The organism is Pseudomonas sp. NFIX28, assembly GCF_900107395.1.
Taxonomy (GTDB): Bacteria; Pseudomonadota; Gammaproteobacteria; order Pseudomonadales; family Pseudomonadaceae; genus Aquipseudomonas.
The window spans coordinates 49,642-74,511 of the sequence record NZ_FNPW01000012.1 but is presented as its reverse complement, the minus strand read 5'-3'; the positions used below and the strand labels follow the sequence as shown (position 1 = coordinate 74,511).

The window sequence follows — 24,870 nt, the reverse complement described above, 5'->3', positions numbered from 1 at the left end:
CTTAGCGGTCCACGTCGGCCATAACGAAGTCGATACTACCCAGGTACGCGATCAAGTCCGCGACCATGCTGCCGCGGATCACCGAAGGGATCTGCTGCAGGTGGGCGAAGCTCGGGGTGCGGATCCGGGTGCGGTAGCTCATGGTGCCGCCATCGCTCGTCAGGTAATAACTGTTGATGCCCTTGGTCGCTTCGATCATCTGGAAGGACTCGTTGGCCGGCATGACCGGGCCCCACGAAACTTGCAGGAAGTGCGTGATCAGGGTCTCGATGTGCTGCAGCGTGCGCTCTTTCGGTGGCGGCGTGGTCAGCGGGTGATCCGCCTTGTACGGGCCTTCCGGCATGTTGCGCAGGCACTGGTCGATGATCTTGATGCTCTGGCGCATCTCTTCGACGCGGACCATGCAGCGGTCGTAGGCATCGCCGTTGGCCGCCAGCGGGACTTCGAACTCGAAGTTCTCGTAGCCGGAGTAGGGGCGGGCCTTACGCAGGTCGAAATCGCAACCGGTGGAGCGCAGGCCGGCACCGGTGACGCCCCATTCCAGGGCTTCCTTGGTGTTGTAGGCGGCAACGCCGATGGTACGACCCTTGAGGATGCTGTTCTGCAGGGCGGCCTTGGTGTATTCGTCGAGGCGCTTGGGCAGCCAGTCGACGAAGTCTTTCACCAGTTTTTCCCAGCCGCGCGGCAGGTCGTGGGCGACGCCGCCGATGCGGTACCAGGCCGGGTGCAGGCGGAAACCGGTGATGGCTTCGATCACGGTGTAGGCGCGCTGACGGTCGGTGAAGGTGAAGAACACCGGGGTCATGGCGCCGACGTCCTGGATGTAGGTGCCCAGGAACAGCAAGTGGCTGGTGATCCGGAAGAACTCGGCCAGCATGATGCGGATGACGTCGACCTTCTCCGGCACCTTGATCCCGGCCAGTTTCTCGACCGAGAGCACGTACGGCAGGTTGTTCATCACGCCGCCGAGGTAGTCGATGCGGTCGGTGTACGGAATGAAGCTGTGCCAGGACTGGCGCTCGGCCATCTTCTCGGCACCACGGTGGTGGTAGCCGATGTCCGGTACGCAGTCGACGATCTCTTCGCCGTCCAGTTGCAAGATGATGCGGAAGGCACCGTGGGCCGAAGGGTGGTTCGGGCCCAGGTTGAGGAACATGTAGTCCTCGTTGGCGCCGGAGCGCTTCATGCCCCAGTCTTCCGGCTTGAAGCGCGCGGCTTCTTCTTCCAGCTGCTGCTTGGCCAGGTTCAGGCTGAACGGGTCGAATTCGGTAGCGCGCGCCGGGAAGTCCTTGCGCAGCGGGTGACCTTCCCAGGTCGGCGGCATCATGATGCGCGACAGGTGAGGGTGGCCGGCGAAGTCGATGCCGAACATGTCCCAGACTTCACGTTCGTACCAGTTGGCGTTTGGCCAGATACCGGTCACGGTCGGCAAGCTGAGGTCGCTCTCGGACAAGGCGACCTTGATCATTACGTCACTATTACGTTCGATCGACAGCAGGTGGTAGAACACGCTGAAGTCGGCGCCTGGCAGCCCTTGGCGCTTGGTGCGCAGACGCTCGTCCACGCCATGCAGGTCATAGAGCATGACGTACGGCTTGGGCAGGTTGCGCAGGAAGGTCAGGACTTCGACGAGTTTGGCACGGGTAACCCACAGCACCGGCATGCCGGTGCGGGTGTCCTGGGCGGTGAACGCCTCAGGGCCAAAACGGTTATTGAGTTCGACGACCACATCCTGGTCGTCTGCCTTATAAGGCGGGATGTACAGAGCACTGCCTGTAGTCATGGTTTTTTATCGCTTTCGGTCAACGTAAAGAATGAAGCCAGTTTTTCGTTCTTTTTAGGGAAACGTTCTGGAATCAGACTTCGTCGGGGCTGCGCAGGTTGGTTACCTGAATACGCTGTTCACGGCGCTGTTCCTTTTGCGACGGCATTTCGGCGCGATACACGCCTTGGTCGCCGACGACCCAGGAAAGTGGGCGACGCTCCTGGCCAATCGACTCTTGCAAGAGCATCAGGCCTTGCAGAAAAGCTTCAGGGCGGGGCGGGCAGCCAGGCACGTAGACGTCCACGGGCAGGAACTTGTCCACCCCTTGAACGACGGAATAGATGTCGTACATGCCACCGGAGTTGGCGCACGAACCCATGGAGATGACCCACTTCGGCTCGAGCATTTGCTCGTAGAGACGCTGAATGATCGGCGCCATCTTGATGAAGCAGGTTCCGGCAATAACCATGAAATCCGCCTGGCGCGGTGATGCCCGGATAACTTCGGCGCCAAAGCGCGCGATGTCGTGGGGCGCCGTGAAGGCGGTGGTCATTTCCACGTAGCAGCAGGACAGGCCGAAGTTGTACGGCCACAGGGAGTTCTTACGCCCCCAGTTGACCGCGCCGTTCAGCACGTCTTCCAGCTTGCCCATGAAGATGTTTTTGTGGACTTGATCTTCTAACGGATCGGAAACGGTTTCCCGTTCGCCGATCGGATATTGCTCGTTAGGAGCATCGGGGTCGATCCTGGTGAGATTGTATTGCATCGCCAAAGCCTCATTGTTTTAGCTTCGCTTGCCGCTTACGACGACCTTCCGGAGCCCAATCAAGAGCCCCCACCCGCCAAAGGTAGACAAGACCTGCCAACAGAATTGCTATGAAAACGAGAGCTTCGACGAATCCGGTCCAGCCGCTTTCGCGGACGGACACAGACCAGGCAAAGAGAAAGAGGGCTTCGATATCGAAGATCACGAAGAGCATCGCGACCAGATAGAATTTGGCTGAAAGCCGCAAGCGGGCGCCACCGGTAGGTAGCATGCCGGACTCGAACGGTTCATTTTTGCTGCGACCCCAGGCTTTTGACCCGAGAAGGCTGGAAACACCGAGCATGAAGGCGCAGAGGCCGCCTACACCCAGAAGGAAAATGGCAAAGCCCCAGTTGTGGGCCATGAGTCCTGTCGCTTCGGGCATGCTGGTAATCCTTAACAGAGAGCAAAGGTCTCTGAGCTTGATAAAGAAATAAAGCAGTGACGATATGTCGCAGTGCAGTCAATCGGCGTGATTTTATGGCTAAACACCGGGCAAGTAAATTTTCTAGAGCGAAATTATTTAGTGGAATAAGGACATGGCTCCCCTTGCAAGCCCCGTAAGCCACGCCCTGTGGGCATTAGCGGGTGTTTTGTTAATTATGTTTTGTTCTTGTTGTAACGAACAGGATTTTCGCTAAATGATAATCAATATTGTTTGGCGCTGGTTTTAAACAATGATTCGCAGGAACAGCCGCTAAGTTGTTTTTAATAAGCGCGTTACTGCAAGTTGCGCGCGAGCCCTTTTACCCGCTTTTTTTCTCGCATATACCGCTCTGGATCAATGATTTGCCTGATTGGCAGGATCCTTTGGGAGGTCTTCCCGCGCAGGTTCGCTGCTGTCGCAGCTGGTTTGCCGGTGATATTTGCAAGGGACACAGGCAAAAAAACGCCCCGAACCAGTCGGGGCGTCAGATGTGCGGCATTGCAGTTAGCTTTTACCGGGTCTGCAATGGCCGTTTTTCGGCATGAAGACGAATCAGTGGAACTGTTCTTCTTCGGTGGAGCCGGTCAGTGCGGTTACCGACGACGAGCCGCCCTGGATCACGGTGGTCATGTCGTCGAAGTAGCCGGTGCCCACTTCTTGCTGGTGAGCCACGAAGGTGTAGCCCTTGGCGGCATCAGCGAACTCTTGTTCCTGCAGCTTCACGTAGGCGGTCATGTCGTTGCGGGCGTAGTCGTGCGCCAGGTTGAACATGCTGTGCCACATGTTGTGGATGCCAGCCAGGGTGATGAACTGGTGCTTGTAGCCCATGGCGGACAGTTCGCGCTGGAACTTGGCGATGGTCGCGTCGTCCAGGTTCTTCTTCCAGTTGAAGGAAGGCGAGCAGTTGTACGACAGGATCTGGTCCGGGTATTCCTTCTTGATCGCCTCGGCGAAGCGACGGGCTTCGTCCAGATCCGGCTTGGCGGTTTCGCACCAGATCAGATCGGCGTACGGCGCGTAGGCCAGGCCGCGAGCGATGGCCTGGTCGAGGCCGGCGCGCACTTTATAGAAGCCTTCCTGGGTGCGGGTGCCGGTCACGAACGGCTGGTCGTACGGGTCGCAGTCGGAAGTCAGCAGGTCGGCGGCGTTGGCGTCGGTACGGGCCAGGATGATGGTCGGTACGCCGGCAACGTCGGCCGCCAGGCGGGCAGCGGTCAGCTTCTGCACGGCTTCCTGGGTCGGAACCAGTACCTTGCCGCCCATGTGGCCGCACTTCTTCACGGAAGCCAGCTGGTCTTCGAAGTGCACGCCGGCGGCGCCCGCTTCGATCATGCTCTTCATCAGCTCGTAGGCGTTCAGCACGCCGCCGAAACCGGCTTCGGCGTCAGCCACGATCGGTGCGAAGTAGTCGATGTAGCCTTCGTCGCCCGGGTTCTTGCCGGCTTTCCACTGGATCTGGTCGGCACGACGGAACGAGTTGTTGATGCGCTTGACCACGGTCGGAACGGAGTCCACTGGGTACAGCGACTGGTCCGGGTACATCGATTCGGCGGAGTTGTTGTCGGCAGCAACCTGCCAGCCCGACAGGTAGATCGCCTGGATGCCGGCTTTGACTTGCTGTACCGCCTGGCCGCCGGTCAGGGCGCCCATGCAGTTGACGAAATCTTTCTCGGGGCGGAAGGACGGTTTGGCGCCCTGGGTCACCAGGTTCCAGAGCTTCTCGGCGCCCATGCGTGCCAGGGTGTGCTCGGGTTGAACCGAGCCACGCAGACGTACAACGTCGGCAGCGGAATAAGTGCGAGTCACGCCTTTCCAGCGCGGGTTTTCAGCCCAGTCTTTTTCAAGGGCTGCAATTTGCTGTTCGCGTGTGAGTGCCATGGAGATAAACCTCGTCGCATAGGTCTTGGGTGGAAAATTCTTGCTCCACCAGATACGCAGGATTGAAGTGCGTAATTGGCTGCTCGCTGACCAGAAGTCTAGGCGGTCAAAGTCGGGTCTGGCGCAGATGGCGACGGGTGAACGATGGGCTCAAGGGGAGAAAGTGAGCAGGTGAGGGCCAGCTGTCGGGCGCATTCGGGCGTCGTGGGCCTCCATACGAACCATCAGTGTGTTGCCGATCTACCTAATTAGCTTCCGTCCCTCGGGACAACCTCGTTCCAGTCGCAATCTCGTCAAACACACCTTGTGGGCGGTACAGACACGAATCGGCTCAGGGGGTAGGTTAGAGCGGCGATCCGAAGGCCCTTGCCAGGGCCCCTGATTAGCGGGAGCGAGGCCATCATGCCTTCGGTTTTTTGCCTCGTCAAACGTTTTGTAGTGCTTTTTTTCTACCACTACATCTTTGGTCTAATACGACTAATCAGTCAGTTTTCGGTGCTTTAGTCCAGGGTGTCGACTTTCACCCGCAGCGTCATGTCATCCCGGCCCTGAGTCGAGTAGCTGCGGGTTAGCGCCTGTTTATCGGCCTGATTCTGACGGTTGACGCCAGCGAGGGTGATCCATTCTCCAAGGCGGCCGCTGACAGTTGTGTCGGTGCTTTGCACGTTCACTACATCGGGACGTTCCTGGCTCATGCGGTCACGATTGGTGCTGATGCTCAGGTGAACGGTTTCGCCGGTGACGCTGGCCGTGACGTAGAAGCCCTGGGTGACGTTGCGATATTGGGTCTGGTTCTGCAGGCGGCCGTATGGATCGGTCTGGGTGGTGGTCAGCGGTACGCTCTGGCCGACCTGGATCAACGCCGGTATGCCTTCGCTGGCCTGAATCTGCTGTATACCGCCATCGCGGCTGACAGTGCTGCGGCTGATGATGCGGGTTTGCGGCGTGCCATTGACCGAATAACCCTGGTTGTTCTGGGTGTTGTTTTCGTTGGTGTCGACCGTGATCAGCAGGCGTTTGGCGGCGGTATCCAGTTGCGCGATAAAGGCGCGCAGTTCCTCGATCTTTTCCGGCTCGGCATTGACGATCAGTTGGTTGCCGTAGGCGCTGACCTGGCCCTCCTTGCCGAGGAAGTTCTGTGCCACCGGCAGCAGGTCGGCGCTGGTGCGGTTGTTCAGGGGCACGATCTCGGTAGCCGCCGTGACTGAAAAGCTCGCCGTCAGCAGCAACGTCGTGAGCAGGGTGCGTAGGGACATGTCCGTTATCTCCGCTGGGGGTAAAAGCCTTGAGTTTGACAGTTTGTCGGCTTGCGGTGGGGCAAGTTGAATCGCCGATAGCAAAACGCCCCGGCCTCCCAGGAGCCAGCTTAGCTTGCTGGATCCGAGGCGGACGGGGCGTTTTGTGAGGTCTTGCGCGATTATCGAGCGGGCTCGCTCCTGCGCGACTGCTCAGGCGTTGCCGCGAACCATATCGACATGCGGGATACCTGCCTCCAGGAATTCCTCGCTGACAATGCTGAAGCCCAGGCGCTCGTAGAAAGCGGTGGCTTGAACCTGGGCGCTGAGCATCAGTTGCTTGAGGCCGCGTTCCTCGGCTTCGCCGATCACTGCCTGCATCAGCGCGTCGCCGACCTTCAGGCCGCGCCAGTCCTTGAGGACCGATACCCGGCCAATCTGTCCGTCGGGCAACAGGCGTGCGGTGCCGATCGGAAAGTCGCCTTCGAGCGCGAGGAAATGCACTGCGCTTTCGTCGTCGGCGTCCCACTCCAGCTCAGGGGGCACGGATTGCTCGACGATGAACACCGCTTCACGAATGCGCCGGATCTCGGCGTTATCCCTTTGCCAGTCTGCGACACGTACGTGAATCTTATTCATCGGCAAATCCCAGGCTTCCTTGCTTGACCAGTTCGCACAGCAGGCCACGTCCATCTTCGTCTGTCAGCCATGCACCGAGGTTGTCGATGTGCAGCGCGTCGGCGGCGCAGATCATCTTCAACAGTTCACGCAGCTTGCCCGGCAAGTAGCGGCTCTGACCGCTGGCGAACAGCAGCAGGTCGTCGTCGACTTCGGACCAGGCCAGGCGTGCGCTCGGGTTGCGGATCAATATGGCGCCCTGTTCGAGGCTGCTGAGCAAGTCTTCTTCTTCCAGCTCGGGGCCGACCACCAGTTCCGGGTAGCGCGGCTCGGTCATGAACTGGCCGAACCAGGTCAGCAGCATGCGCTCGTCGCTCATGTGCTCGGCCAGCAGACCCTTGAGGCGATCGAGGGCGTCGTGCTGGATCTGGTGCGGATCGCTGACAGGTTGCACGTCGGCGTCGGTATAGCGCTCTTCATCCGGCAGGTACTGGCTGAGGAAGTCGGTGAAGTGGGTCAGTACTTCGGCGGCGCTCGGGGCGCGGAAGCCCACGGAGTAGGTCATGCAGTCGTTCACCGCGACGCCGTAGTGGGCCAGGCGCGGTGGCAGGTAAAGCATGTCGCCGGGCTCCAGGACCCAGCTTTCGGTTTCTTCGAACTCGGCGAGGATGCGCAGGTCCGCGTGCTGCAGCAGCGGGCTTTCGGCGTCGCACATCTGGCCGATCTTCCAGTTGCGCTTGCCGTGGCCTTGCAGCAGGAACACGTCATAGTTATCGAAGTGCGGGCCGACGTTACCGCCAGGAGCGGCAAAGCTGATCATCACATCATCGATGCGCCAGCTCGGCAGGAAGCGGAAATGCTCCAGCAGTTCGGCGACTTCCGGCACGAACTGGTCGACGGCCTGGACCAGCAAGGTCCAGTCGCGTTCCGGCAGCTTGCTGAATTCGTCTTCGGCGAACGGGCCGCGGCGCAGTTCCCAGGGACGCTCGCCGTGCTCGATGACCAGGCGCGATTCGACTTCTTCTTCCAACGCCAGGCCGGCCAGTTCGTCGGCATCGATCGGGCTTTCGAAGTCGGGCAGGGCCTGACGGATCAGCAGGGGCTTTTTCTGCCAGTAGTCACGCAGGAATTCCCGTGCGCTGATGCCGCCCAGAAGTTGAAGAGGAATATCAGGATTCATGTGTAACCTATTGAAAAAATGAACTTTTCATACGGGAATAAAAACGCCCGGCGCTGCCGGGCGTCAAAGGTCTTGCCATCGATCAGATGCGTTTGGCTTGGGCCACGGCATTGCCGATGTAGCTGGCCGGGGTGAGCTTTTTCAGCTCGGCCTTGGCGGCTTCTGGCATTTCCAGCGCGTCGATGAAGGTCTGCAGCGCTTCAGGGCTGATGCCCTTGCCGCGGGTCAGTTCCTTGAGTTTTTCGTACGGGTTCTCGATGTTGTAGCGGCGCATCACGGTCTGGATCGGCTCGGCCAGGACTTCCCAGCAGGCGTCCAGGTCTTCGGCGATCTTCTGGGCGTTGAGCTCCAGCTTGCTGATGCCTTTGAGGCTGGCTTCGTACGCGATCACGCTGTGGGCAAAACCGACGCCCAGGTTACGCAGCACGGTGGAGTCGGTCAGGTCGCGCTGCCAGCGGGAGATCGGCAGTTTGCTCGCCAGGTGCTGGAACAGTGCGTTGGCGATGCCCAGGTTGCCTTCGGAGTTTTCGAAGTCGATCGGGTTGACCTTGTGCGGCATGGTCGAGGAACCGATTTCGCCGGCAATGGTGCGCTGCTTGAAGTAGCCCAGGGAGATGTAGCCCCAGATATCGCGATCGAAGTCGATCAGGATGGTGTTGAAGCGCGCGATGGCGTCGAACAGCTCAGCGATGTAGTCGTGCGGTTCGATCTGCGTGGTGTACGGGTTGAAGCTCAGGCCCAGCTCGTCTTCGATGAAAGCGCGGGCGTTGGCTTCCCAGTCGATTTCCGGGTAGGCGGACAGGTGGGCGTTGTAGTTGCCCACGGCGCCGTTGATCTTGCCCAGCAGTGGCACGGCGGCGACCTGAGCGATCTGGCGCTCCAGGCGGTACACCACGTTCGCCAGTTCCTTGCCCAGGGTGGTCGGCGACGCCGGCTGGCCGTGGGTGCGCGACAGCATGGGCACGTCGGCGAAGCGCAGGGCGAGTTCGCGGATGGCTCCGGCGGTCTGGCGCATCAGCGGCAGCATCACTTCATCGCGACCTTCGCGCAGCATCAGGGCGTGGGATAGGTTGTTGATGTCCTCGCTGGTGCAGGCGAAGTGGATGAATTCGCTGACGTTGGCCAGCTCAGGCAGCTTGGCGGCTTGTTCCTTGAGCAGGTACTCGATGGCCTTGACGTCGTGGTTGGTGGTGCGTTCGATCTCTTTGACACGCTCGGCGTGCTCCAGAGAGAAGTTTTCCGCCAGGGTGTTCAGCACAGCGTTGGCTTCGGCGGAGAACGCCGGCACTTCGCTGATGGCGGAATGGGCGGCCAGGCGCTGGAGCCAGCGCACTTCGACCAGGACGCGAGCACGGATCAGGCCGTATTCGCTGAAAATGGGGCGCAGGGCCTGGGTTTTGCCGGCGTAGCGGCCGTCAACAGGGGAAACCGCAGTGAGCGAAGAGAGCTGCATGGGGTGTTCTCGGACAGTCGGGCAACGAAATGGGGCGCGTATCATACATGAAAATATCCGCCGGTCCGTTGCCAACTGACCAGCGTCTTACGCGTTACTGACTAAAAAAGGTCTTGCGGGCGCAGTTCAGCTGCTGCGCATCAGCGGGTAAAGTTCTTTGAGCAATTTACGGCGGCTGATCACCAGCTGCCAGCGATGGCCGCCCAGCTGGCGCCACAGTCGCGCCGAGCGAATGCCGGCCAGCAGCAGGGCGCGGATCTTCGAGGCGTTGCTCGGTTGCTGCAGGTTGCGCATGTCGCCATGCACCTGGATCCGCTGGCGCAGGGTGCTCAAGGTGTCCTGGTACAGCGAGCCACAGGCGGCAATCACGTTTTCGTGGGCCGGCCCGAAATGTTCGACCTGGGACTGAATCTGCGGCAAGCGCTTGCCGATGATCTCCAGCAAGTCGTCGCGCTTGGCCAGCTGGCGCTCGAGCCCGAGCATCGACAGGGCATAGCGCAGCGGCTCGCGTTGCAGGGTGCTGGGGTCGCGTTCCAGGGCGCCGATCAGGGCGCGATAACCTTCGCGCAGGTTGATGTCGTCGCCGCCGTAGACTTCCAGGGTGTCTTTCGGGTCGCGGATCAGCAGGCTGCCGAGCATGCAGCTCAAGGCCGCTTCGGTGACCTGGCCGGTCTTGGCGATCCTGTCCACCAGGACCGCGGCAAGAAACACGCCGCCCAATGCCGTGAGTTGTTCCTGGGTCGGGCTCATGCCTTGCTGCTCCAGGGCTCTGCGACTTCGATCACGCCGCCGCCCAGACAGATTTCGCCGTCATAGAAGACTACGGATTGGCCGGGGGTGACCGCGCGTTGCGGGTCATCGAAGATGGCGCGGTAGCCGCTGGCGGTCTTTTCCAGGGTGCAAGGCTGGTCGCTCTGGCGATAGCGCACTTTCGCGGTGAGGCGACGCGGCTGGCTCAGGTCGATCGGGTTGACCCAATAGATGTCGGAGGCGAGCAGGGCGCGGGAGAACAGCCATGGGTGATCGTTGCCCTGGCCAACGATCAGCTCGTTGTGCTCCAGGTCCTTGATCAACACGTACCACGGCTCATCGCCGGCGTCCTTGAGGCCGCCGATGCCCAGGCCCTGGCGCTGGCCGATGGTGTGGTACATCAGGCCGTGATGGCGGCCGATCACTTCACCTTCGGTGGTCTTGATCTCGCCGGGCTGGGCCGGCAGGTATTGCTTGAGGAAGTCGCTGAAACGCCGTTCGCCAATAAAGCAGATACCGGTGGAATCCTTCTTCTTGGCGGTAGCCAGGTCGTGCTTCTCGGCAATCGCGCGAACTTCGGGCTTTTCCAGTTCGCCGACCGGGAACAGGGTCTTGGCGATCTGCTCGCCGCCGACGGCGTGCAGGAAGTAGCTCTGGTCCTTGTTCGGGTCCAGGCCCTTGAGCAGCTCGGTGCGGCCGTCGATGTCGCGGCGACGCACGTAATGGCCGGTGGCGATCAGGTCGGCGCCGAGCATCATGGCGTAGTCGAGGAACGCCTTGAACTTGATTTCACGGTTGCACAGGATGTCCGGGTTCGGCGTGCGGCCGGCCTTGTACTCGGCCAGGAAATGCTCGAACACGTTGTCCCAGTACTCGGCGGCGAAGTTGGCGGTGTGCAGCTTGATGCCGATCTTGTCGCATACGGCCTGGGCGTCCGCGAGGTCGTCCATGGCGGTGCAGTACTCGGTTCCGTCGTCTTCCTCCCAGTTCTTCATGAACAGGCCTTCCACCTGGTAACCCTGCTCCATCAGCAGGAGGGCGGAAACGGAAGAGTCCACGCCGCCGGACATGCCGACGATGACGCGCTTCTTTTGGGTGTCAGAAGGGGCTGGATCACGCATAGGAATTCAACGGGTGTCTTGAAAAAGGACGCGATTCTAACAGGCTGAGGCCTGCAAGGCTAAAACTGCGGTTAAAGCGACGGACGGATCAGCTCGAGGCTGTGCAGTTGTCCCGCCAGATAGTCGTCGACGCAGCGGATAATCAGCTCGCTGCGCCATTGCGGGCGCAAGGCCAGCAGCTCGTCGCGGCTCAGCCAGCGCGGGCCGATGATGCCATCGTCCAGTTGATAGTCGGGGTGATGCCTGAGCGGCTTGCCGGCAAAGCAGACGCGCTGGTAGGTCACGCCATTGCTGGGGGCGGTGTACAGGTAGATGCCGACCACGCCAGTCAGCTCGATGTCCCAGCCGGTTTCTTCCAGGGTTTCGCGAACGGCGGCCTGGAGCAGGCTTTCGTGCGGGTCCAGGTGCCCGGCTGGCTGGTTGAACACTGCCTGGTCGCCCTGGAGTTCCTCGACGAACAGAAAGCGTCCCTGATCCTCAACGATGGTGGCGACGGTGATGTGGGGTTGCCATTCCATATATATAAAGCTCCGTCTTGAGTGGGTGGTCATCATAAGGCGAACGCTGTCCTGCAGGAGCGAAGCTTGCTCGCGATAGGGGCGCTGCGGTGCGTCAGGCGAAACGCGCTGCTTTCATCGCGAGCAAGCTTCGCTCCTGCAGGGAAGGTGTTGTCCAAAAGCACAAACCCCGGCACCAGGCCGGGGTTTGTGTAACAGCTGTGTTGCTTAAACCAGCGCAGCGATAGCCGCGTTGAGCGTGGCGCTTGGGCGCATGGCCTTGCTCACCAGCTCAGGGTTGGCGCTGTAGTAGCCGCCGATATCCACTGGCTTGCCCTGCACGCCGTTGAGTTCGGCAACGATGGTCGCCTCGTTCTCGGTCAGGGTCTTGGCCAGGGTGCTGAACTGCGCTTGCAGGGCGGCATCTTCAGTCTGGGCGGCCAGGGCCTGGGCCCAGTACAGCGCCAGGTAGAAGTGGCTGCCGCGGTTGTCGATGTTGCCGACTTTGCGCGACGGCGACTTGTTGTTGTCCAGGAACTGACCGGTTGCCTGGTCGAGGGTCTTGGCCAATACCAGCGCTTTCGGGTTGTTGTAGGTATTGCCCAGGTGCTCCAGGGAAGCGGCCAGGGCCAGGAACTCGCCCAGGGAGTCCCAGCGCAGGAAGTTCTCTTCCAGCAGTTGCTGTACGTGCTTCGGAGCCGAACCGCCGGCGCCGGTTTCGAACAGGCCGCCGCCGTTCATCAGCGGTACGATCGACAGCATCTTGGCGCTGGTGCCCAGCTCCATGATCGGGAACAGGTCGGTCAGGTAATCGCGCAGCACGTTGCCGGTGACGGAGATGGTGTCCTTGCCTTCGCGGGTGCGGGCTAGGGTGAACTTCATGGCATCGACTGGCGACATCACGCGGATGTCCAGGCCGGCGGTGTCGTGATCCTTCAGGTATGCCTGGACCTTCTCGATCATCACGCCGTCGTGGGCGCGCATTGGGTCCAGCCAGAAAATCGCTGGCGTGCTGCTGGCGCGAGCGCGGTTGACGGCCAGCTTGACCCAGTCCTGGATTGGCGCGTCCTTGGTCTGGCACATGCGGAAGATGTCGCCGGCTTCGACGGCCTGCTCCAGCAGCAGGTTGCCCTTGCTGTCGGTGACGCGTACGACGCCGTCAGCCTTGATCTGGAAGGTCTTGTCGTGGGAGCCGTACTCTTCGGCTTTCTTCGCCATCAGGCCAACGTTCGGCACGCTGCCCATGGTGGTTGGGTCGAAGGCGCCGTTGGCCTTGCAGTCTTCGATCACTGCCTGGTAGATGGTGGCGTAGCAGCGGTCCGGGATCAGTGCCTTGGTGTCGTGCAGCTGGCCGTCGGTGCCCCACATCTTGCCGGAGTCACGGATCATGGCTGGCATCGAGGCGTCGACGATCACGTCGCTCGGCACGTGCAGGTTGGTGATGCCTTTGTCGGAGTTGACCATGGCCAGTGCAGGGCGCACGGCGTAGACGGCCTGGATGTCGGCTTCGATCTGCGCTTGCTGCTCGGCCGGCAGGGCCTTGATGCGGGCGTACAGGTCGCCGATGCCGTTGTTCAGGTTGAAGCCGATCTGGCTCAGCACGTCGGCGTGCTTGCTCAGGGCGTCCTGATAGAACTCGGCAACGATCTGGCCGAACATGATCGGGTCGGAAACCTTCATCATGGTGGCTTTCAGGTGCACCGACAGCAGTACGCCTTGCTTCTTGGCGTCTTCGATCTGGGCGGCGACAAAGGCACGCAGCGCCTTCTTGCTCATGACTGCGCAATCGAGGATCTCGCCGGCTTGTACGGCGGTTTTTTCCTTCAGGACGGTAGCGCTACCGTCTTGAGCGATCAGCTCGATTTTCACGCTGTCCTGGGCGTCGATCAGGGCGGCTTTTTCGCTGCCGTAGAAATCGCCCTGGCTCATGTGAGCAACGTGGGACTTGGAGTCTTTGGCCCAGGCGCCCATTTTGTGCGGGTGCTTGCGCGCGTAGTTCTTGACCGACAGCGGAGCGCGGCGGTCGGAGTTGCCTTCACGCAGGACCGGGTTCACGGCGCTGCCCTTGACCTTGTCGTAGCGCGCCTTGGCGTCTTTGTCGGCGTCGCTGGTCACGGTTTCCGGATAGTCCGGCAGGGCGTAGCCCTTGGCTTGCAGCTCTTTGATCGCGGCCTGAAGCTGTGGCGCCGAAGCACTGATGTTCGGCAGTTTGATGATGTTGGCTTCAGGGGTTACGGCCAGGTCGCCCAGCTCGGCCAGGTGGTCCGGTACGGCTTTGTCGCCCAGCAGCTCCGGGAAGCTGGCAAGAATACGCCCTGCGAGAGAGATGTCGCGGGTTTCCACGGCAATATCAGCGGAAGCGGTGAAGGCTTCGACGATAGGTAGCAGCGAGTAGGTGGCGAGGGCGGGGGCTTCGTCGGTGAAGGTATAGATGATCTTCGAGCGGGTGGGCATATTCGGATTAACTCTCTTCTTTGCTAAAGCGTGCGCAGAAACTCGAGGAGCGCCGGGTAAGCGCGTTCGTTCAAAGCCATCCGTGAACCGAATGTCGAGGTTTCTTCGCGGTGATGTTGGGTGCATCAGTCGAGCGTCAAGCGGGTGGGCTGCGGTAACAACCCGGCTTTGGGCGGAAAGTCTCGGCTTCTTTTTTCCAGTAGCAGAGCGCTTGGCCGTCGTGACTCTGTGGTCAGCGGCGGCATTATACATAGGTAGCTGGCAAAACGCCGACGGTTCATATGCAACCGATCTCGTCCATTGGTCTAAAGGTCGCAGGCGAGGCCGCGGCGTAGAGTCGCTCAAAGTGCTCGAGTTTGGCGCTTTTCCCTTTGCTTTCAGGCTTGTAGGCCGCGAACTGCGCAGCCTTCACGGCATATGAGTGGAACATGAGGTTCCCGTCCAGATTCAACTGGGGTACGCTCGAACGCAGCCAGATGTTCAATCCACACAACGGAGTTCAGCATGGGATACAAGAAGATTCAGGTTCCAGCAGTCGGCGACAAAATCACCGTCAACGCAGACCATTCTCTCAATGTTCCTAACAACCCGATCATCCCTTTCATCGAAGGCGATGGTATTGGCGTTGATATCAGCCCGGTCATGATCAAGGTTGTCGATGCTGCTGTTAAGAAGGCCTACGGCGGCGAGCGCAAAATCTCCTGGATGGAAGTCTATGCCGGCGAGAAAGCAACTCAAGTGTACGACCAGGACACCTGGCTCCCTCAGGAGACTCTGGACGCAGTCAAGGATTACGTGGTTTCCATCAAGGGCCCGCTGACCACTCCGGTAGGTGGCGGTATCCGTTCCCTGAACGTGGCGCTGCGTCAGCAGCTTGACCTCTATGTGTGCCTGCGCCCGGTGCGCTGGTTCGAAGGCGTGCCGAGCCCGGTGAAAAAGCCTGGCGATGTCGACATGACCATTTTCCGTGAAAACTCGGAAGACATTTACGCCGGTATCGAATGGAAGGCCGGAACCGCCGAAGCCACCAAGGTCATCAAGTTCCTCAAAGAAGAAATGGGCGTCACCAAGATCCGTTTCGATGAAAACTGCGGTATCGGTGTCAAGCCGGTTTCCCTGCAGGGCACCAAGCGTCTGGCGCGCAAGGCGCTGCAATATGTGGTCGACAACGATCGCGATTCGCTGACCATCGTGCATAAAGGCAACATCATGAAGTTCACCGAAGGTGCCTTCAAGGAATGGGCCTATGAAGTGGCGGCGGAAGAATTTGGCGCGACGCTGCTTGATGGCGGCCCATGGATGCAGTTCAAGAACCCGAAAACCGGCAAGAACGTGATCGTCAAGGACGCCATCGCCGATGCGATGCTCCAGCAGATCCTGCTACGTCCTGCAGAATATGACGTCATCGCGACCCTCAACCTGAACGGTGACTACCTGTCCGACGCCCTGGCTGCCGAAGTAGGCGGCATTGGTATCGCGCCGGGCGCCAACCTGTCCGACACCGTTGCCATGTTCGAGGCTACCCACGGTACCGCGCCGAAGTACGCAGGCAAGGACCAGGTGAACCCGGGCTCGCTGATCCTCTCCGCGGAAATGATGCTGCGTCACATGGGCTGGACCGAAGCGGCCGACCTGATCATCAAGGGCACCAACGGCGCCATTGGTGCCAAGACCGTGACCTACGACTTCGAGCGCCTGATGGAAGGTGCCACGCTGTTGTCGTCTTCGGCGTTCGGCGATGCGCTGATCTCTCATATGTAAACTGATACGCATCCAATGAAACGGCCGGCTCAAGTGATTGAGCCGGCCGTTTTTTATGACTGTTCTTTATGACTGGATGCTGAAGACTTTCAGTTCAGGGCCGTTTCCTGGTAGGAGGATTCTGCAACTGGGGCGTTCTGAGTCTTGATGGAGTTGATCTTTACGGCATGCAGGCCCTTGGGGCCTTGAATGATCTCGAAGCTCACGGCCTGACCTGCTTTCAAGGTTTTGTAGCCTTCCATCTCGATGGCCGAGTAGTGGGCAAACAGGTCGTCGCTTTTGCCTTCCTCATTAATGAAGCCATAACCCTTGGCGTTGTTGAACCACTTGACCTTGCCGCTTGCCATGCTCATATCCCTCTGCAACTGACTCCATCACTGGAGTATCATCCAGTTCATCCGTACCGGAATCCGAAAATATAGGATTGACTGTACGGACCTTTATTACCCAATGTGGGCTCTATTGGTTGTAACACCGTTTTGCCGATAGTCAAGGTGACCCGGCGGTCGGAGTTGAATTCCTCCCGGAGCGCCCCCACCACTGTATTTGCTCAACTAACGAACCTTTCTTTCCATGCATGCAATCAGCCAGATTCGACTAACATTCAATCAGGATCGCCCGGATTTCCAAGACGACGATTCCGCTGGCTTGGCTGTACAGGAAGCTAAGCCGACGTTGCAGGCTCCGCCGATGTACAAGGTGGTTTTGTTCAATGATGACTACACACCGATGGATTTCGTCGTCGAAGTGCTCGAGGTGTTTTTTAACCTGAATCGCGAGCTGGCGACCAAGGTAATGCTGGCCGTTCACACAGAAGGACGGGCAGTATGTGGATTGTTTACCCGCGACATCGCCGAGACCAAGGCCATGCAGGTCAACCAGTACGCCAGGGAAAGCCAGCATCCGCTACTCTGTGAAATCGAGAAGGACGGTTAATGCCGACCACTTGGGTATGAGGTGAAGCTATGTTAAACCGCGAGCTCGAAGTCACCCTCAATCTCGCCTTCAAAGAGGCTCGTTCGAAGCGTCATGAGTTCATGACCGTCGAGCACCTCTTGTTGGCTCTTTTGGATAATGAGGCCGCCGCCACCGTTTTGCGTGCCTGCGGAGCAAACCTCGACAAACTCAAGCATGACTTGCAGGAGTTCATCGACTCCACCACGCCGCTGATTCCTGTGCATGACGAGGATCGTGAAACCCAGCCAACCCTGGGCTTCCAGCGTGTACTGCAACGTGCTGTCTTTCATGTGCAGAGCTCGGGCAAGCGCGAAGTGACCGGCGCCAATGTGCTGGTTGCGATCTTCAGTGAGCAAGAGAGTCAGGCAGTGTTTCTGCTGAAGCAGCAGAGCGTTGCCCGTATCGATGTCGTCAACTACATCGCCCATGGCATCTCCAAGGTGCCAGGGCATGGCGATCATTCTGAAGGTGAGCAGGATATGCAGGACGATGAAGGCGGTGAGTCTTCCTCTTCAGGTAATCCACTGGATGCTTATGCCAGCAACCTCAATGAACTAGCGCGCCAGGGGCGTATCGACCCGTTGGTCGGGCGTGAGCAGGAAGTCGAGCGCGTAGCGCAGATCCTTGCGCGTCGGCGCAAGAATAACCCGCTGCTGGTGGGCGAGGCCGGTGTGGGTAAAACCGCGATCGCCGAAGGCCTGGCCAAGCGTATCGTCGATAGCCAAGTGCCCGACCTGTTGGCCAATAGCGTGGTGTATTCCCTGGATCTCGGGGCATTGCTGGCGGGTACCAAATACCGCGGTGATTTCGAGAAGCGCTTCAAGGCATTGCTGGGCGAGTTGAAGAAGCGGCCGCAGGCGATCCTGTTTATCGACGAAATCCACACCATCATTGGCGCCGGTGCGGCGTCCGGTGGGGTAATGGATGCTTCGAACCTGCTCAAGCCGCTGCTTTCTTCGGGCGACATTCGTTGCATCGGTTCGACCACCTTCCAGGAATTTCGTGGCATTTTCGAGAAGGATCGGGCCTTGGCTCGGCGGTTCCAGAAAGTCGATGTGTCCGAGCCTTCGGTAGAAGACACCATTGGCATTCTGCGCGGCCTCAAGGGGCGTTTCGAACTGCACCACAGTATCGAATATAGCGATGAGGCATTGCGCGCTGCCGCTGAGTTGGCGTCGCGTTATATCAATGATCGGCATATGCCTGACAAGGCAATCGACGTGATCGACGAGGCGGGCGCCTATCAGCGTCTGCAGCCGTCCGACAAGCGGGTGAAGCGCATCGAGGTGGCCCAGGTCGAGGATATCGTGGCGAAAATCGCGCGGATTCCGCCTAAGCACGTCACCAGTTCCGACAAGGAGCTGCTGCGTAACCTCGAACGTGACCTGAAGCTGACGGTCTTTGGCCAGGATGCGGCGATCGACTCGCTGTCGACCGCGATCAAGCTGTCCCGTGCCGGCCTGAAATCGCCAGACAAGCCCGTTGGTTCGTTCCTGTTCGCCGGGCCTACCGGTGTGGGTAAAACCGAGGCGGCGCGGCAGTTGGCCAAGGCGCTGGGTATCGAGTTGGTGCGGTTCGACATGTCCGAGTACATGGAGCGTCATACCGTATCGCGTCTGATCGGTGCGCCTCCGGGGTATGTCGGTTTCGACCAGGGCGGTTTGCTGACCGAAGCGATTACCAAGCAACCTCACTGCGTATTGCTGCTCGATGAAATCGAGAAGGCGCACCCTGAAGTCTTCAACCTGCTGCTGCAGGTGATGGACCACGGCACCTTGACCGATAACAACGGGCGCAAGGCGGATTTCCGCAACGTGATCGTGATCATGACCACCAACGCTGGCGCCGAAACGGCGGCGCGCGCTTCCATAGGGTTCACTCATCAGGATCATTCTTCCGATGCCATGGAAGTGATCAAGAAGAGCTTCACGCCGGAATTCCGCAACCGTCTGGACACCATTATCCAATTTGGTCGCCTCAGCCATGAGGTTATCAAGAGCGTGGTGGACAAGTTCCTTACCGAGCTGCAGGCGCAACTGGAGGACAAGCGCGTTCAGCTGGAAGTTACCGATGCGGCTCGCAGTTGGCTGGCGGCAGGTGGTTACGATGTGACCATGGGGGCTCGTCCTATGGCGCGCCTGATCCAGGACAAGATCAAGCGTCCGCTGGCGGAAGAGATACTCTTTGGCGAACTGGCCGAGCATGGCGGTGTGGTGCACATCGACATCAAGGATGGCGAGCTGACCTTCGAGTTCGAGACCACTGCAGAAATGGCCTGATTGGCTACAACAGAAAAGGCGCCGCAAGGCGCCTTTTTTATAGCTGTCTGTAGCTGCCCAGGGTAAATCGCGGGCAAACAAAAACGCCCGGCATGGCCGGGCGTTTTGTATTGACTTGCTTAGCGAGCGCGGTAGGTGATGCGCCCTTTGCTCAAGTCATAGGGCGTCAGCTCGACGCGCACTTTGTCACCGGTAAGAATACGAATGTAGTTCTTGCGCATCTTGCCGGAGATATGCGCGGTTACGACGTGCCCATTTTCCAACTCCACACGAAACATGGTGTTGGGCAGGGTGTCGACGACAGTGCCTTCCATTTCGAAGCTGTCTTCTTTCGACATGCAGTAAAGCCCTCGGTGTCCAATGAATGGCCCGGTGCAACTGCGCCAGGCAAAAGCGGCGTGCATTGTGCCCGAAAAGTGGGGTTCAAGCCAAGGGCTTCTAGTTCAGGATGACCCATCTCTGGTTAATCAGCAGCTCAATGGGCCGATATTGGGTCTTGTAGTTCATTTTTTTGCAGTTTTTGATCCAGTATCCGAGGTAGACAGCGTCCAGGCCTTGGCGCAGGGCTTCGCCGATTTGCCACAAAATGGCGTAGCGGCCGAGGCTGCGGCGCTCTTCGTCGGGCTCGTAGAAGGTGTAGACGGCAGAAAGGCCGTTGGGCAGCAGGTCGGTGACGGCCACGGCGAGCAGGCGCCCATCGAGGCGGAATTCATAGAACCTGGAGAAGGGCAGGTCCCGAACCAGGAATGTCGAGAACTGATCGCGGCTGGGGGGATACATATCGCCGTCGGCATGGCGCTGCTCGATATAACGCTGGTAAAGGTCGAAATACTCTTCGCTGAACCCTGGTTTTACCGGTTGGACCTTGAGGTCGGCATTGCGCTTGAGAATGCGTTTTTGCTGGCGATTGGGAATGAACTGAGCGGCAGGAATGCGCGCCGGAACGCAGGCATTGCAATTTTGGCAATGCGGCCGGTACAGGTGGTCGCCACTGCGGCGGAAACCCATTTCCGACAGATCTGCGTAGACATGCACATCCATGGGCTGACTAGGGTCGAGGAACAGTGTGGTCGCCTGTTCTTCGGGCAGGTAGCTGCAAGAGTGGGGCTGAGTGGCATAGAACTTCAAACGCGCCAACTCGGTCATGAATCAACCCTCGGGATTAGCTTTGAATTAAGTGTAAGCCACACCGGCAAAACCCGCCTAGGAAACCCATATGGCGCGGCTGGGCTGGTCCAGATGGCGCCGCAGATAGCCGGCGAACTCCTGGCGCGGGATGGCGCGGGCGCCCAGGCTGTGCAGGTGCTCGGTAGGCATCTGGCAGTCGATCAGGGCGAAACCCCATGCCTGTAAATGTTGGACTAGCGTGACGAAGCCGAATTTAGATGCGTTGTCGGCCCGGCTGAACATCGACTCGCCAAAAAACAGCTGGCCTATTGCCGGCCCATACAGTCCGCCCACCAGCAAACCCTGATCCCAGACTTCGACCGAATGGGCATAACCGCGCTTGTGCAGCTCAAGGTAGGCATTCTGCATCGATTCGGTGATCCAGGTGCCGTCGGCATAGGGGCGTGGCGCCGCGCAGGCTCTGATGACTGCCGGGAAATCCTGGTCGAAGGTGACCTGGTAGCGGCGCTGGCGCAGCAGTTTGCCCAGGCTACGGGAAATATGCAGTTCGTCCGGAAATAGCACCGTGCGCGGGTCGGGTGACCACCAGAGAATAGGCTGGCCGTCGGAAAACCAGGGAAAGCAGCCATGGCGATAGGCCTGGATCAGCCGGTCGGCCGACAGGTCACCGCCTGCGGCCAGCAAGCCGTTGGGGTCGCGCAGGGCCTTTTCCAGTGGCGGAAACTCGAAGGTATTGCGTTGTAACCAGGTCAGCATGGGTATTCAGACTTGCAGAAGGGGAGGGCGGTAGCGGGCCTGTGAGGCCCGCCGCAAGCGTAGGTCGGGAGGTCAGTTGTCGTCGAGGAATTTCTCTGCGTCCAGGGCCGCCATGCACCCGGCGCCCGCGGAAGTAATGGCCTGGCGATAAACGTGGTCGGCTACATCGCCCGCGGCAAATACGCCCTGCACGCCGGTGGCGGTAGCATCGCCTTCGCTGCCGCCCTTGACCAGCAGATAGCCGTCGCGCATTTCCAGCTGGCCCTTGAACAGGTCTGTATTTGGCTTGTGGCCAATGGCAATGAATACGCCAGCCAGCGCCAGTTCTTCCGTGTCGCCGCTCAGGCTGTCGCGCAGACGGGCGCCTGTGACGCCGCTGGCATCGCCCAGCACTTCGTCGAGGTTCTGGTTCCAATGCAGGCGGATATTGCCCTTGGCGGCTTTCTCGAACAGTTTGTCCTGGAGGATTTTCTCCGCGCGCAGCTTATCGCGGCGGTGCACCAGGTGAACCTCTTTGGCGATATTGGAAAGATAAAGTGCTTCTTCCACGGCGGTGTTGCCGCCGCCGATCACGGCAACTACCTGGTTGCGATAGAAAAAACCGTCGCACGTGGCGCAAGCGGATACGCCTTTGCCGGCGAAGGCTTCTTCGGAAGACAGGCCCAGGTATTGGGCCGACGCGCCAGTGGCGATGATCAGTGCGTCGCAGCTGTAGACGCCGCTGTCGCCCTTGAGGACAAAGGGTCGCTGTTGCAACTCCGCGGTATGGATATGGTCGTAGACGATCTTGGTGTCGAAGCGTTCAGCGTGTTTTTGCATGCGCTCCATCAGCACCGGGCCGGTCAGGCCTTCTACGTCGCCCGGCCAGTTGTCGACCTCGACAGTGGTAGTCAACTGGCCGCCCGCTTGCAGGCCGGTAATCAGGGTTGGTTTGAGGTTGGCGCGGGCGGCATAAACGGCAGCGCTGTAACCGGCAGGGCCAGAGCCCAGAATGATCAGGCGTGAATGCTTCGCTTCGGTCATAAAAACACCTCATAAGCCTTTGTCACAAAAGAGAATGCATGCTCAAATTGGATACTGCGTAAAGTGTTCCTGGATATGCTACACCCAGTATTGAGCGGCGTGGCGCGGTGCTAACAAACCCGTACAATGCGGATTTGTATCCATAAGCGGAAAGCATCGGCATTGCTGGATCGTAGCTCGCGGCAGCCCTTAGAGTTTCGCAATGCGGGGGCAGAATGTTAAAAGTAGCCCCCAGTTACACTCGTCAATTTTTTTACCTGCTCGGATTGGGCAGTATTTTTTAGTCGATCAACAGTTGGACGCGCCCATGGCGCAGGAAAAGACGCGTTTTGAAGAAATCCACCGCTGCACCTAAAACAGTAGTCCCACTCTGGCGCCAGCAATTGCACTACCGGCTCAAGGAAGGTGCATTGATTGCCATCGGAGCCCTGTGCCTGTTCCTGATGATGGCATTGCTGACATATGGCAAAGACGATCCGGGCTGGAGTCATAACAGCAAGATCGAAGATGTGCAGAACTTCGGCGGTCCTGCCGGTTCTTACAGCGCCGATATCCTGTTTATGGTGTTGGGTTACTTCGCCTATATCTTCCCGTTGTTATTGGCGATCAAGACCTATCAGATCTTTCGTCAGCGCCATGAACCATGGCAGTGGAGCGGCTGGCTGTTTTCCTGGCGCCTGATCGGCCTGGTATTCCTGGTGCTGTCCGGTGCCGCGTTGGCGCATATCCATTTCCATGCAGCGACCGGCCTGCCGGCCGGCGCGGGCGGGGCGCTGGGTGAAAGCCTGGGCGACCTGGCGAAGAACGCGCTGAACATCCAGGGCAGTACCCTGATGTTTATTGCGCTGTTCCTGTTTGGCCTGACCGTGTTCACCGATCTTTCCTGGTTCAAGGTCATGGACGTGACCGGCAAAATCACCCTCGACCTCTTCGAGTTGTTCCAGGGCGCCGCCAACCGCTGGTGGGCAGCGCGTACCGAACGCAAGCAACTGGTCGCCCAATTGCGCGAAGTGGACGCACGGGTCGACGAGGTGGTTGCCCCGACCGTGACTGACAAACGTGAGCAGGCCAAGGTCAAGGAACGCTTGATCGAGCGCGAGCAGGCCCTGAGCAAGCACATGTCCGAGCGTGAGAAACAGGTGCCGCCGGTGATTGCCCCGGCCCCGGTAAAAGCGCCCGAGCCAAGCAAGCGCGTGCAGAAAGAGAAGCAGGCGCCGCTGTTCATCGACAGCGCGGTCGAAGGCACCTTGCCACCTATTTCGATTCTCGATCCGGCGGAAAAGAAACAACTCAACTATTCCCCCGAGTCGCTGGCCGCCGTCGGCCATTTGCTGGAAATCAAGCTTAAGGAGTTCGGGGTCGAGGTGTCGGTGGACTCGATCCACCCGGGGCCGGTGATTACCCGTTACGAAATCCAGCCGGCCGCCGGCGTGAAAGTCAGCCGTATCGCCAACCTGGCCAAGGACCTGGCGCGTTCGCTGGCGGTGACCAGCGTGCGGGTGGTGGAAGTGATTCCCGGCAAGACCACCGTGGGTATCGAGATTCCCAACGAAGACCGGCAGATCGTGCGTTTCTCCGAGGTGCTGTCGACCCCGGAATACGACAATTTCAAATCGCCGGTCACCCTGGCCCTGGGCCATGACATCGGTGGCAAGCCGATCATCACCGACCTGGCCAAGATGCCTCACCTGCTGGTGGCCGGTACCACCGGTTCCGGTAAGTCGGTGGGCGTCAACGCGATGATCCTGTCGATCCTGTTCAAGTCCGGCCCGGAAGACGCCAAGCTGATCATGATCGACCCGAAAATGCTCGAGCTGTCGATCTACGAAGGCATCCCGCACCTGTTGTGCCCGGTGGTGACCGACATGAAGGATGCCGCCAACGCCCTGCGCTGGAGCGTGGCCGAGATGGAGCGGCGCTACAAACTGATGGCCAAGATGGGCGTGCGTAACCTGTCGGGCTTCAATGCCAAGGTCAAGGAAGCGATCGAAGCCGGTACGCCGCTGAGCGACCCGCTGTACAACCGCGAAAGCATTCATGACGAAGCGCCGCTGCTGACCAAGCTGCCGACCATCGTGGTGGTGGTCGACGAATTCGCCGACATGATGATGATCGTCGGCAAGAAGGTTGAAGAGCTGATCGCGCGGATTGCCCAGAAAGCCCGTGCCGCGGGGATCCACCTGATCCTGGCGACGCAGCGCCCGTCGGTGGACGTGATCACCGGCCTGATCAAGGCCAACATTCCGACCCGTATGGCGTTCCAGGTATCGAGCAAGATCGACTCCCGGACCATCATCGACCAGGGTGGCGCCGAGCAACTGCTGGGCCACGGTGACATGCTCTACATGCCGCCAGGTACCAGCCTGCCGATCCGCGTCCATGGCGCCTTCGTCTCCGACGATGAGGTGCACCGCGTGGTGGAAGCCTGGAAGCTGCGTGGCGCACCGGAATACAACGATGACATCCTCAACGGTGTCGAAGAAGCAGGTAGCGGCTTTGAGGGCGGCAGTGGCGGTGGCGACGGTGACGACGCCGAGACCGACGCGCTGTACGACGAAGCGGTGCAGTTCGTCCTCGAGAGTCGCCGGGCGTCGATCTCCGCGGTCCAGCGCAAGCTCAAGATCGGCTACAACCGCGCGGCCCGCATGATCGAAGCCATGGAAATGGCCGGGGTGGTGACCGCCATGAACACCAACGGCTCCCGCGAAGTGATAGCGCCTGGCCCGATGCGCGATTGAGCAATGACTCGATACAGGCGGCGTAACCCTGCGCCGCCGGTTTTT

General features: G+C 59.6%; 21 protein-coding genes. 4 read left to right on the top strand and 17 right to left on the bottom strand.

Features of this window, described 5'->3' with window-relative positions; genetic code table 11:
* Window position 1: 1 nt before the first annotated feature.
* From nuoC to BLV20_RS21640, 12 genes are all read right to left on the bottom strand, one after another.
* Window positions 2-1,783 (bottom strand): NADH-quinone oxidoreductase subunit C/D, encoded by a 1,782-nt coding sequence (gene nuoC / locus BLV20_RS21695; RefSeq protein ID WP_092304511.1) that lies wholly within the window; start codon window positions 1,781-1,783, stop codon window positions 2-4.
* Window positions 1,784-1,856: 73 nt separating this feature from the next.
* Entirely contained in the window at window positions 1,857-2,531 is a 675-nt protein-coding gene (locus tag BLV20_RS21690) for a NuoB/complex I 20 kDa subunit family protein (RefSeq protein ID WP_053279907.1), read from the bottom strand.
* Window positions 2,532-2,541: 10 nt separating this feature from the next.
* Window positions 2,542-2,955 (bottom strand): NADH-quinone oxidoreductase subunit A, encoded by a 414-nt coding sequence (locus tag BLV20_RS21685; protein ID WP_007929187.1) that lies wholly within the window; start codon window positions 2,953-2,955, stop codon window positions 2,542-2,544.
* A 594-nt stretch (window positions 2,956-3,549) separates the two neighbouring features.
* The gene (gene aceA, locus BLV20_RS21680; RefSeq protein WP_025804703.1) at window positions 3,550-4,875 is read right to left on the bottom strand and encodes an isocitrate lyase; all 1,326 of its coding nucleotides are present in this window, start codon (window positions 4,873-4,875) and stop codon (window positions 3,550-3,552) included.
* Between the two features lie 500 nt (window positions 4,876-5,375).
* On the bottom strand, window positions 5,376-6,131 hold the full coding sequence (locus BLV20_RS21675; protein ID WP_092304510.1) for a secretin N-terminal domain-containing protein: 756 nt from the start codon (window positions 6,129-6,131) through the stop codon (window positions 5,376-5,378).
* Between the two features lie 192 nt (window positions 6,132-6,323).
* Window positions 6,324-6,749, bottom strand: a complete 426-nt coding sequence (locus BLV20_RS21670; RefSeq protein ID WP_092304509.1) for a GNAT family N-acetyltransferase — start codon at window positions 6,747-6,749, stop codon at window positions 6,324-6,326.
* Window positions 6,742-7,908: a ribosomal protein uL16 3-hydroxylase gene (locus tag BLV20_RS21665; protein ID WP_092304508.1), complete on the bottom strand. Its 1,167-nt coding sequence runs from the start codon at window positions 7,906-7,908 to the stop codon at window positions 6,742-6,744. The genes BLV20_RS21670 and BLV20_RS21665 overlap by 8 nt, the downstream gene beginning before the upstream one ends.
* 82 nt (window positions 7,909-7,990) lie before the next feature.
* Window positions 7,991-9,361: an adenylosuccinate lyase gene (purB, locus tag BLV20_RS21660; RefSeq protein WP_092304507.1), complete on the bottom strand. Its 1,371-nt coding sequence runs from the start codon at window positions 9,359-9,361 to the stop codon at window positions 7,991-7,993.
* A gap of 126 nt (window positions 9,362-9,487) precedes the next feature.
* Window positions 9,488-10,111 carry a high frequency lysogenization protein HflD gene (gene hflD, locus BLV20_RS21655; protein ID WP_092304506.1) on the bottom strand — a complete coding sequence of 208 codons (624 nt, stop codon included), beginning with the start codon at window positions 10,109-10,111 and terminating at the stop codon, window positions 9,488-9,490.
* Window positions 10,108-11,232 carry a tRNA 2-thiouridine(34) synthase MnmA gene (mnmA, locus tag BLV20_RS21650; protein WP_092304505.1) on the bottom strand — a complete coding sequence of 375 codons (1,125 nt, stop codon included), beginning with the start codon at window positions 11,230-11,232 and terminating at the stop codon, window positions 10,108-10,110. Before mnmA ends, hflD begins: the two co-directional genes overlap by 4 nt.
* A gap of 71 nt (window positions 11,233-11,303) precedes the next feature.
* A complete protein-coding gene (locus tag BLV20_RS21645) occupies window positions 11,304-11,750 on the bottom strand; it encodes an NUDIX hydrolase (RefSeq protein ID WP_092304504.1) in 447 nt (148 codons plus the stop codon).
* A 207-nt stretch (window positions 11,751-11,957) separates the two neighbouring features.
* Window positions 11,958-14,183, bottom strand: coding sequence for an NADP-dependent isocitrate dehydrogenase (locus BLV20_RS21640; RefSeq protein WP_092304503.1), 2,226 nt, complete (start codon window positions 14,181-14,183; stop codon window positions 11,958-11,960).
* 504 nt (window positions 14,184-14,687) lie between these two features.
* Between BLV20_RS21640 and icd the strand changes: the two genes are divergently transcribed.
* A complete protein-coding gene (gene icd, locus BLV20_RS21630) occupies window positions 14,688-15,944 on the top strand; it encodes an NADP-dependent isocitrate dehydrogenase (RefSeq protein ID WP_092304502.1) in 1,257 nt (418 codons plus the stop codon).
* A gap of 89 nt (window positions 15,945-16,033) precedes the next feature.
* On the opposite strand, the gene cspD is transcribed toward icd, so the two are convergent.
* Window positions 16,034-16,291, bottom strand: a complete 258-nt coding sequence (gene cspD / locus BLV20_RS21625) for a cold shock domain-containing protein CspD (protein ID WP_092304627.1) — start codon at window positions 16,289-16,291, stop codon at window positions 16,034-16,036.
* Window positions 16,292-16,517: 226 nt separating this feature from the next.
* Here cspD and clpS point away from each other — a divergent pair, with 226 nt between their 5' ends.
* Both clpS and clpA read left to right on the top strand, forming a co-directional pair.
* Window positions 16,518-16,880 (top strand): ATP-dependent Clp protease adapter ClpS, encoded by a 363-nt coding sequence (gene clpS / locus BLV20_RS21620; protein WP_009044582.1) that lies wholly within the window; start codon window positions 16,518-16,520, stop codon window positions 16,878-16,880.
* Window positions 16,881-16,909: 29 nt separating this feature from the next.
* Complete coding sequence (clpA, locus tag BLV20_RS21615) at window positions 16,910-19,180, top strand: ATP-dependent Clp protease ATP-binding subunit ClpA (RefSeq protein ID WP_023964421.1); 2,271 nt, start codon at window positions 16,910-16,912, stop codon at window positions 19,178-19,180.
* A 119-nt stretch (window positions 19,181-19,299) separates the two neighbouring features.
* Here clpA and infA read toward each other — a convergent pair whose 3' ends face one another.
* From infA to trxB, 4 genes are all read right to left on the bottom strand, one after another.
* The gene (gene infA, locus BLV20_RS21610; protein WP_002553999.1) at window positions 19,300-19,518 is read right to left on the bottom strand and encodes a translation initiation factor IF-1; all 219 of its coding nucleotides are present in this window, start codon (window positions 19,516-19,518) and stop codon (window positions 19,300-19,302) included.
* Window positions 19,519-19,618: 100 nt separating this feature from the next.
* Window positions 19,619-20,326, bottom strand: coding sequence for an arginyltransferase (locus tag BLV20_RS21605; protein WP_092304501.1), 708 nt, complete (start codon window positions 20,324-20,326; stop codon window positions 19,619-19,621).
* 57 nt (window positions 20,327-20,383) lie between these two features.
* The gene (gene aat / locus BLV20_RS21600; RefSeq protein WP_092304500.1) at window positions 20,384-21,064 is read right to left on the bottom strand and encodes a leucyl/phenylalanyl-tRNA--protein transferase; all 681 of its coding nucleotides are present in this window, start codon (window positions 21,062-21,064) and stop codon (window positions 20,384-20,386) included.
* Between the two features lie 72 nt (window positions 21,065-21,136).
* Window positions 21,137-22,087: a thioredoxin-disulfide reductase gene (gene trxB, locus BLV20_RS21595; protein ID WP_092304499.1), complete on the bottom strand. Its 951-nt coding sequence runs from the start codon at window positions 22,085-22,087 to the stop codon at window positions 21,137-21,139.
* Window positions 22,088-22,416: 329 nt separating this feature from the next.
* Here trxB and ftsK point away from each other — a divergent pair, with 329 nt between their 5' ends.
* Complete coding sequence (gene ftsK / locus BLV20_RS21590) at window positions 22,417-24,825, top strand: DNA translocase FtsK (protein WP_092304498.1); 2,409 nt, start codon at window positions 22,417-22,419, stop codon at window positions 24,823-24,825.
* Window positions 24,826-24,870: the final 45 nt, after the last annotated feature.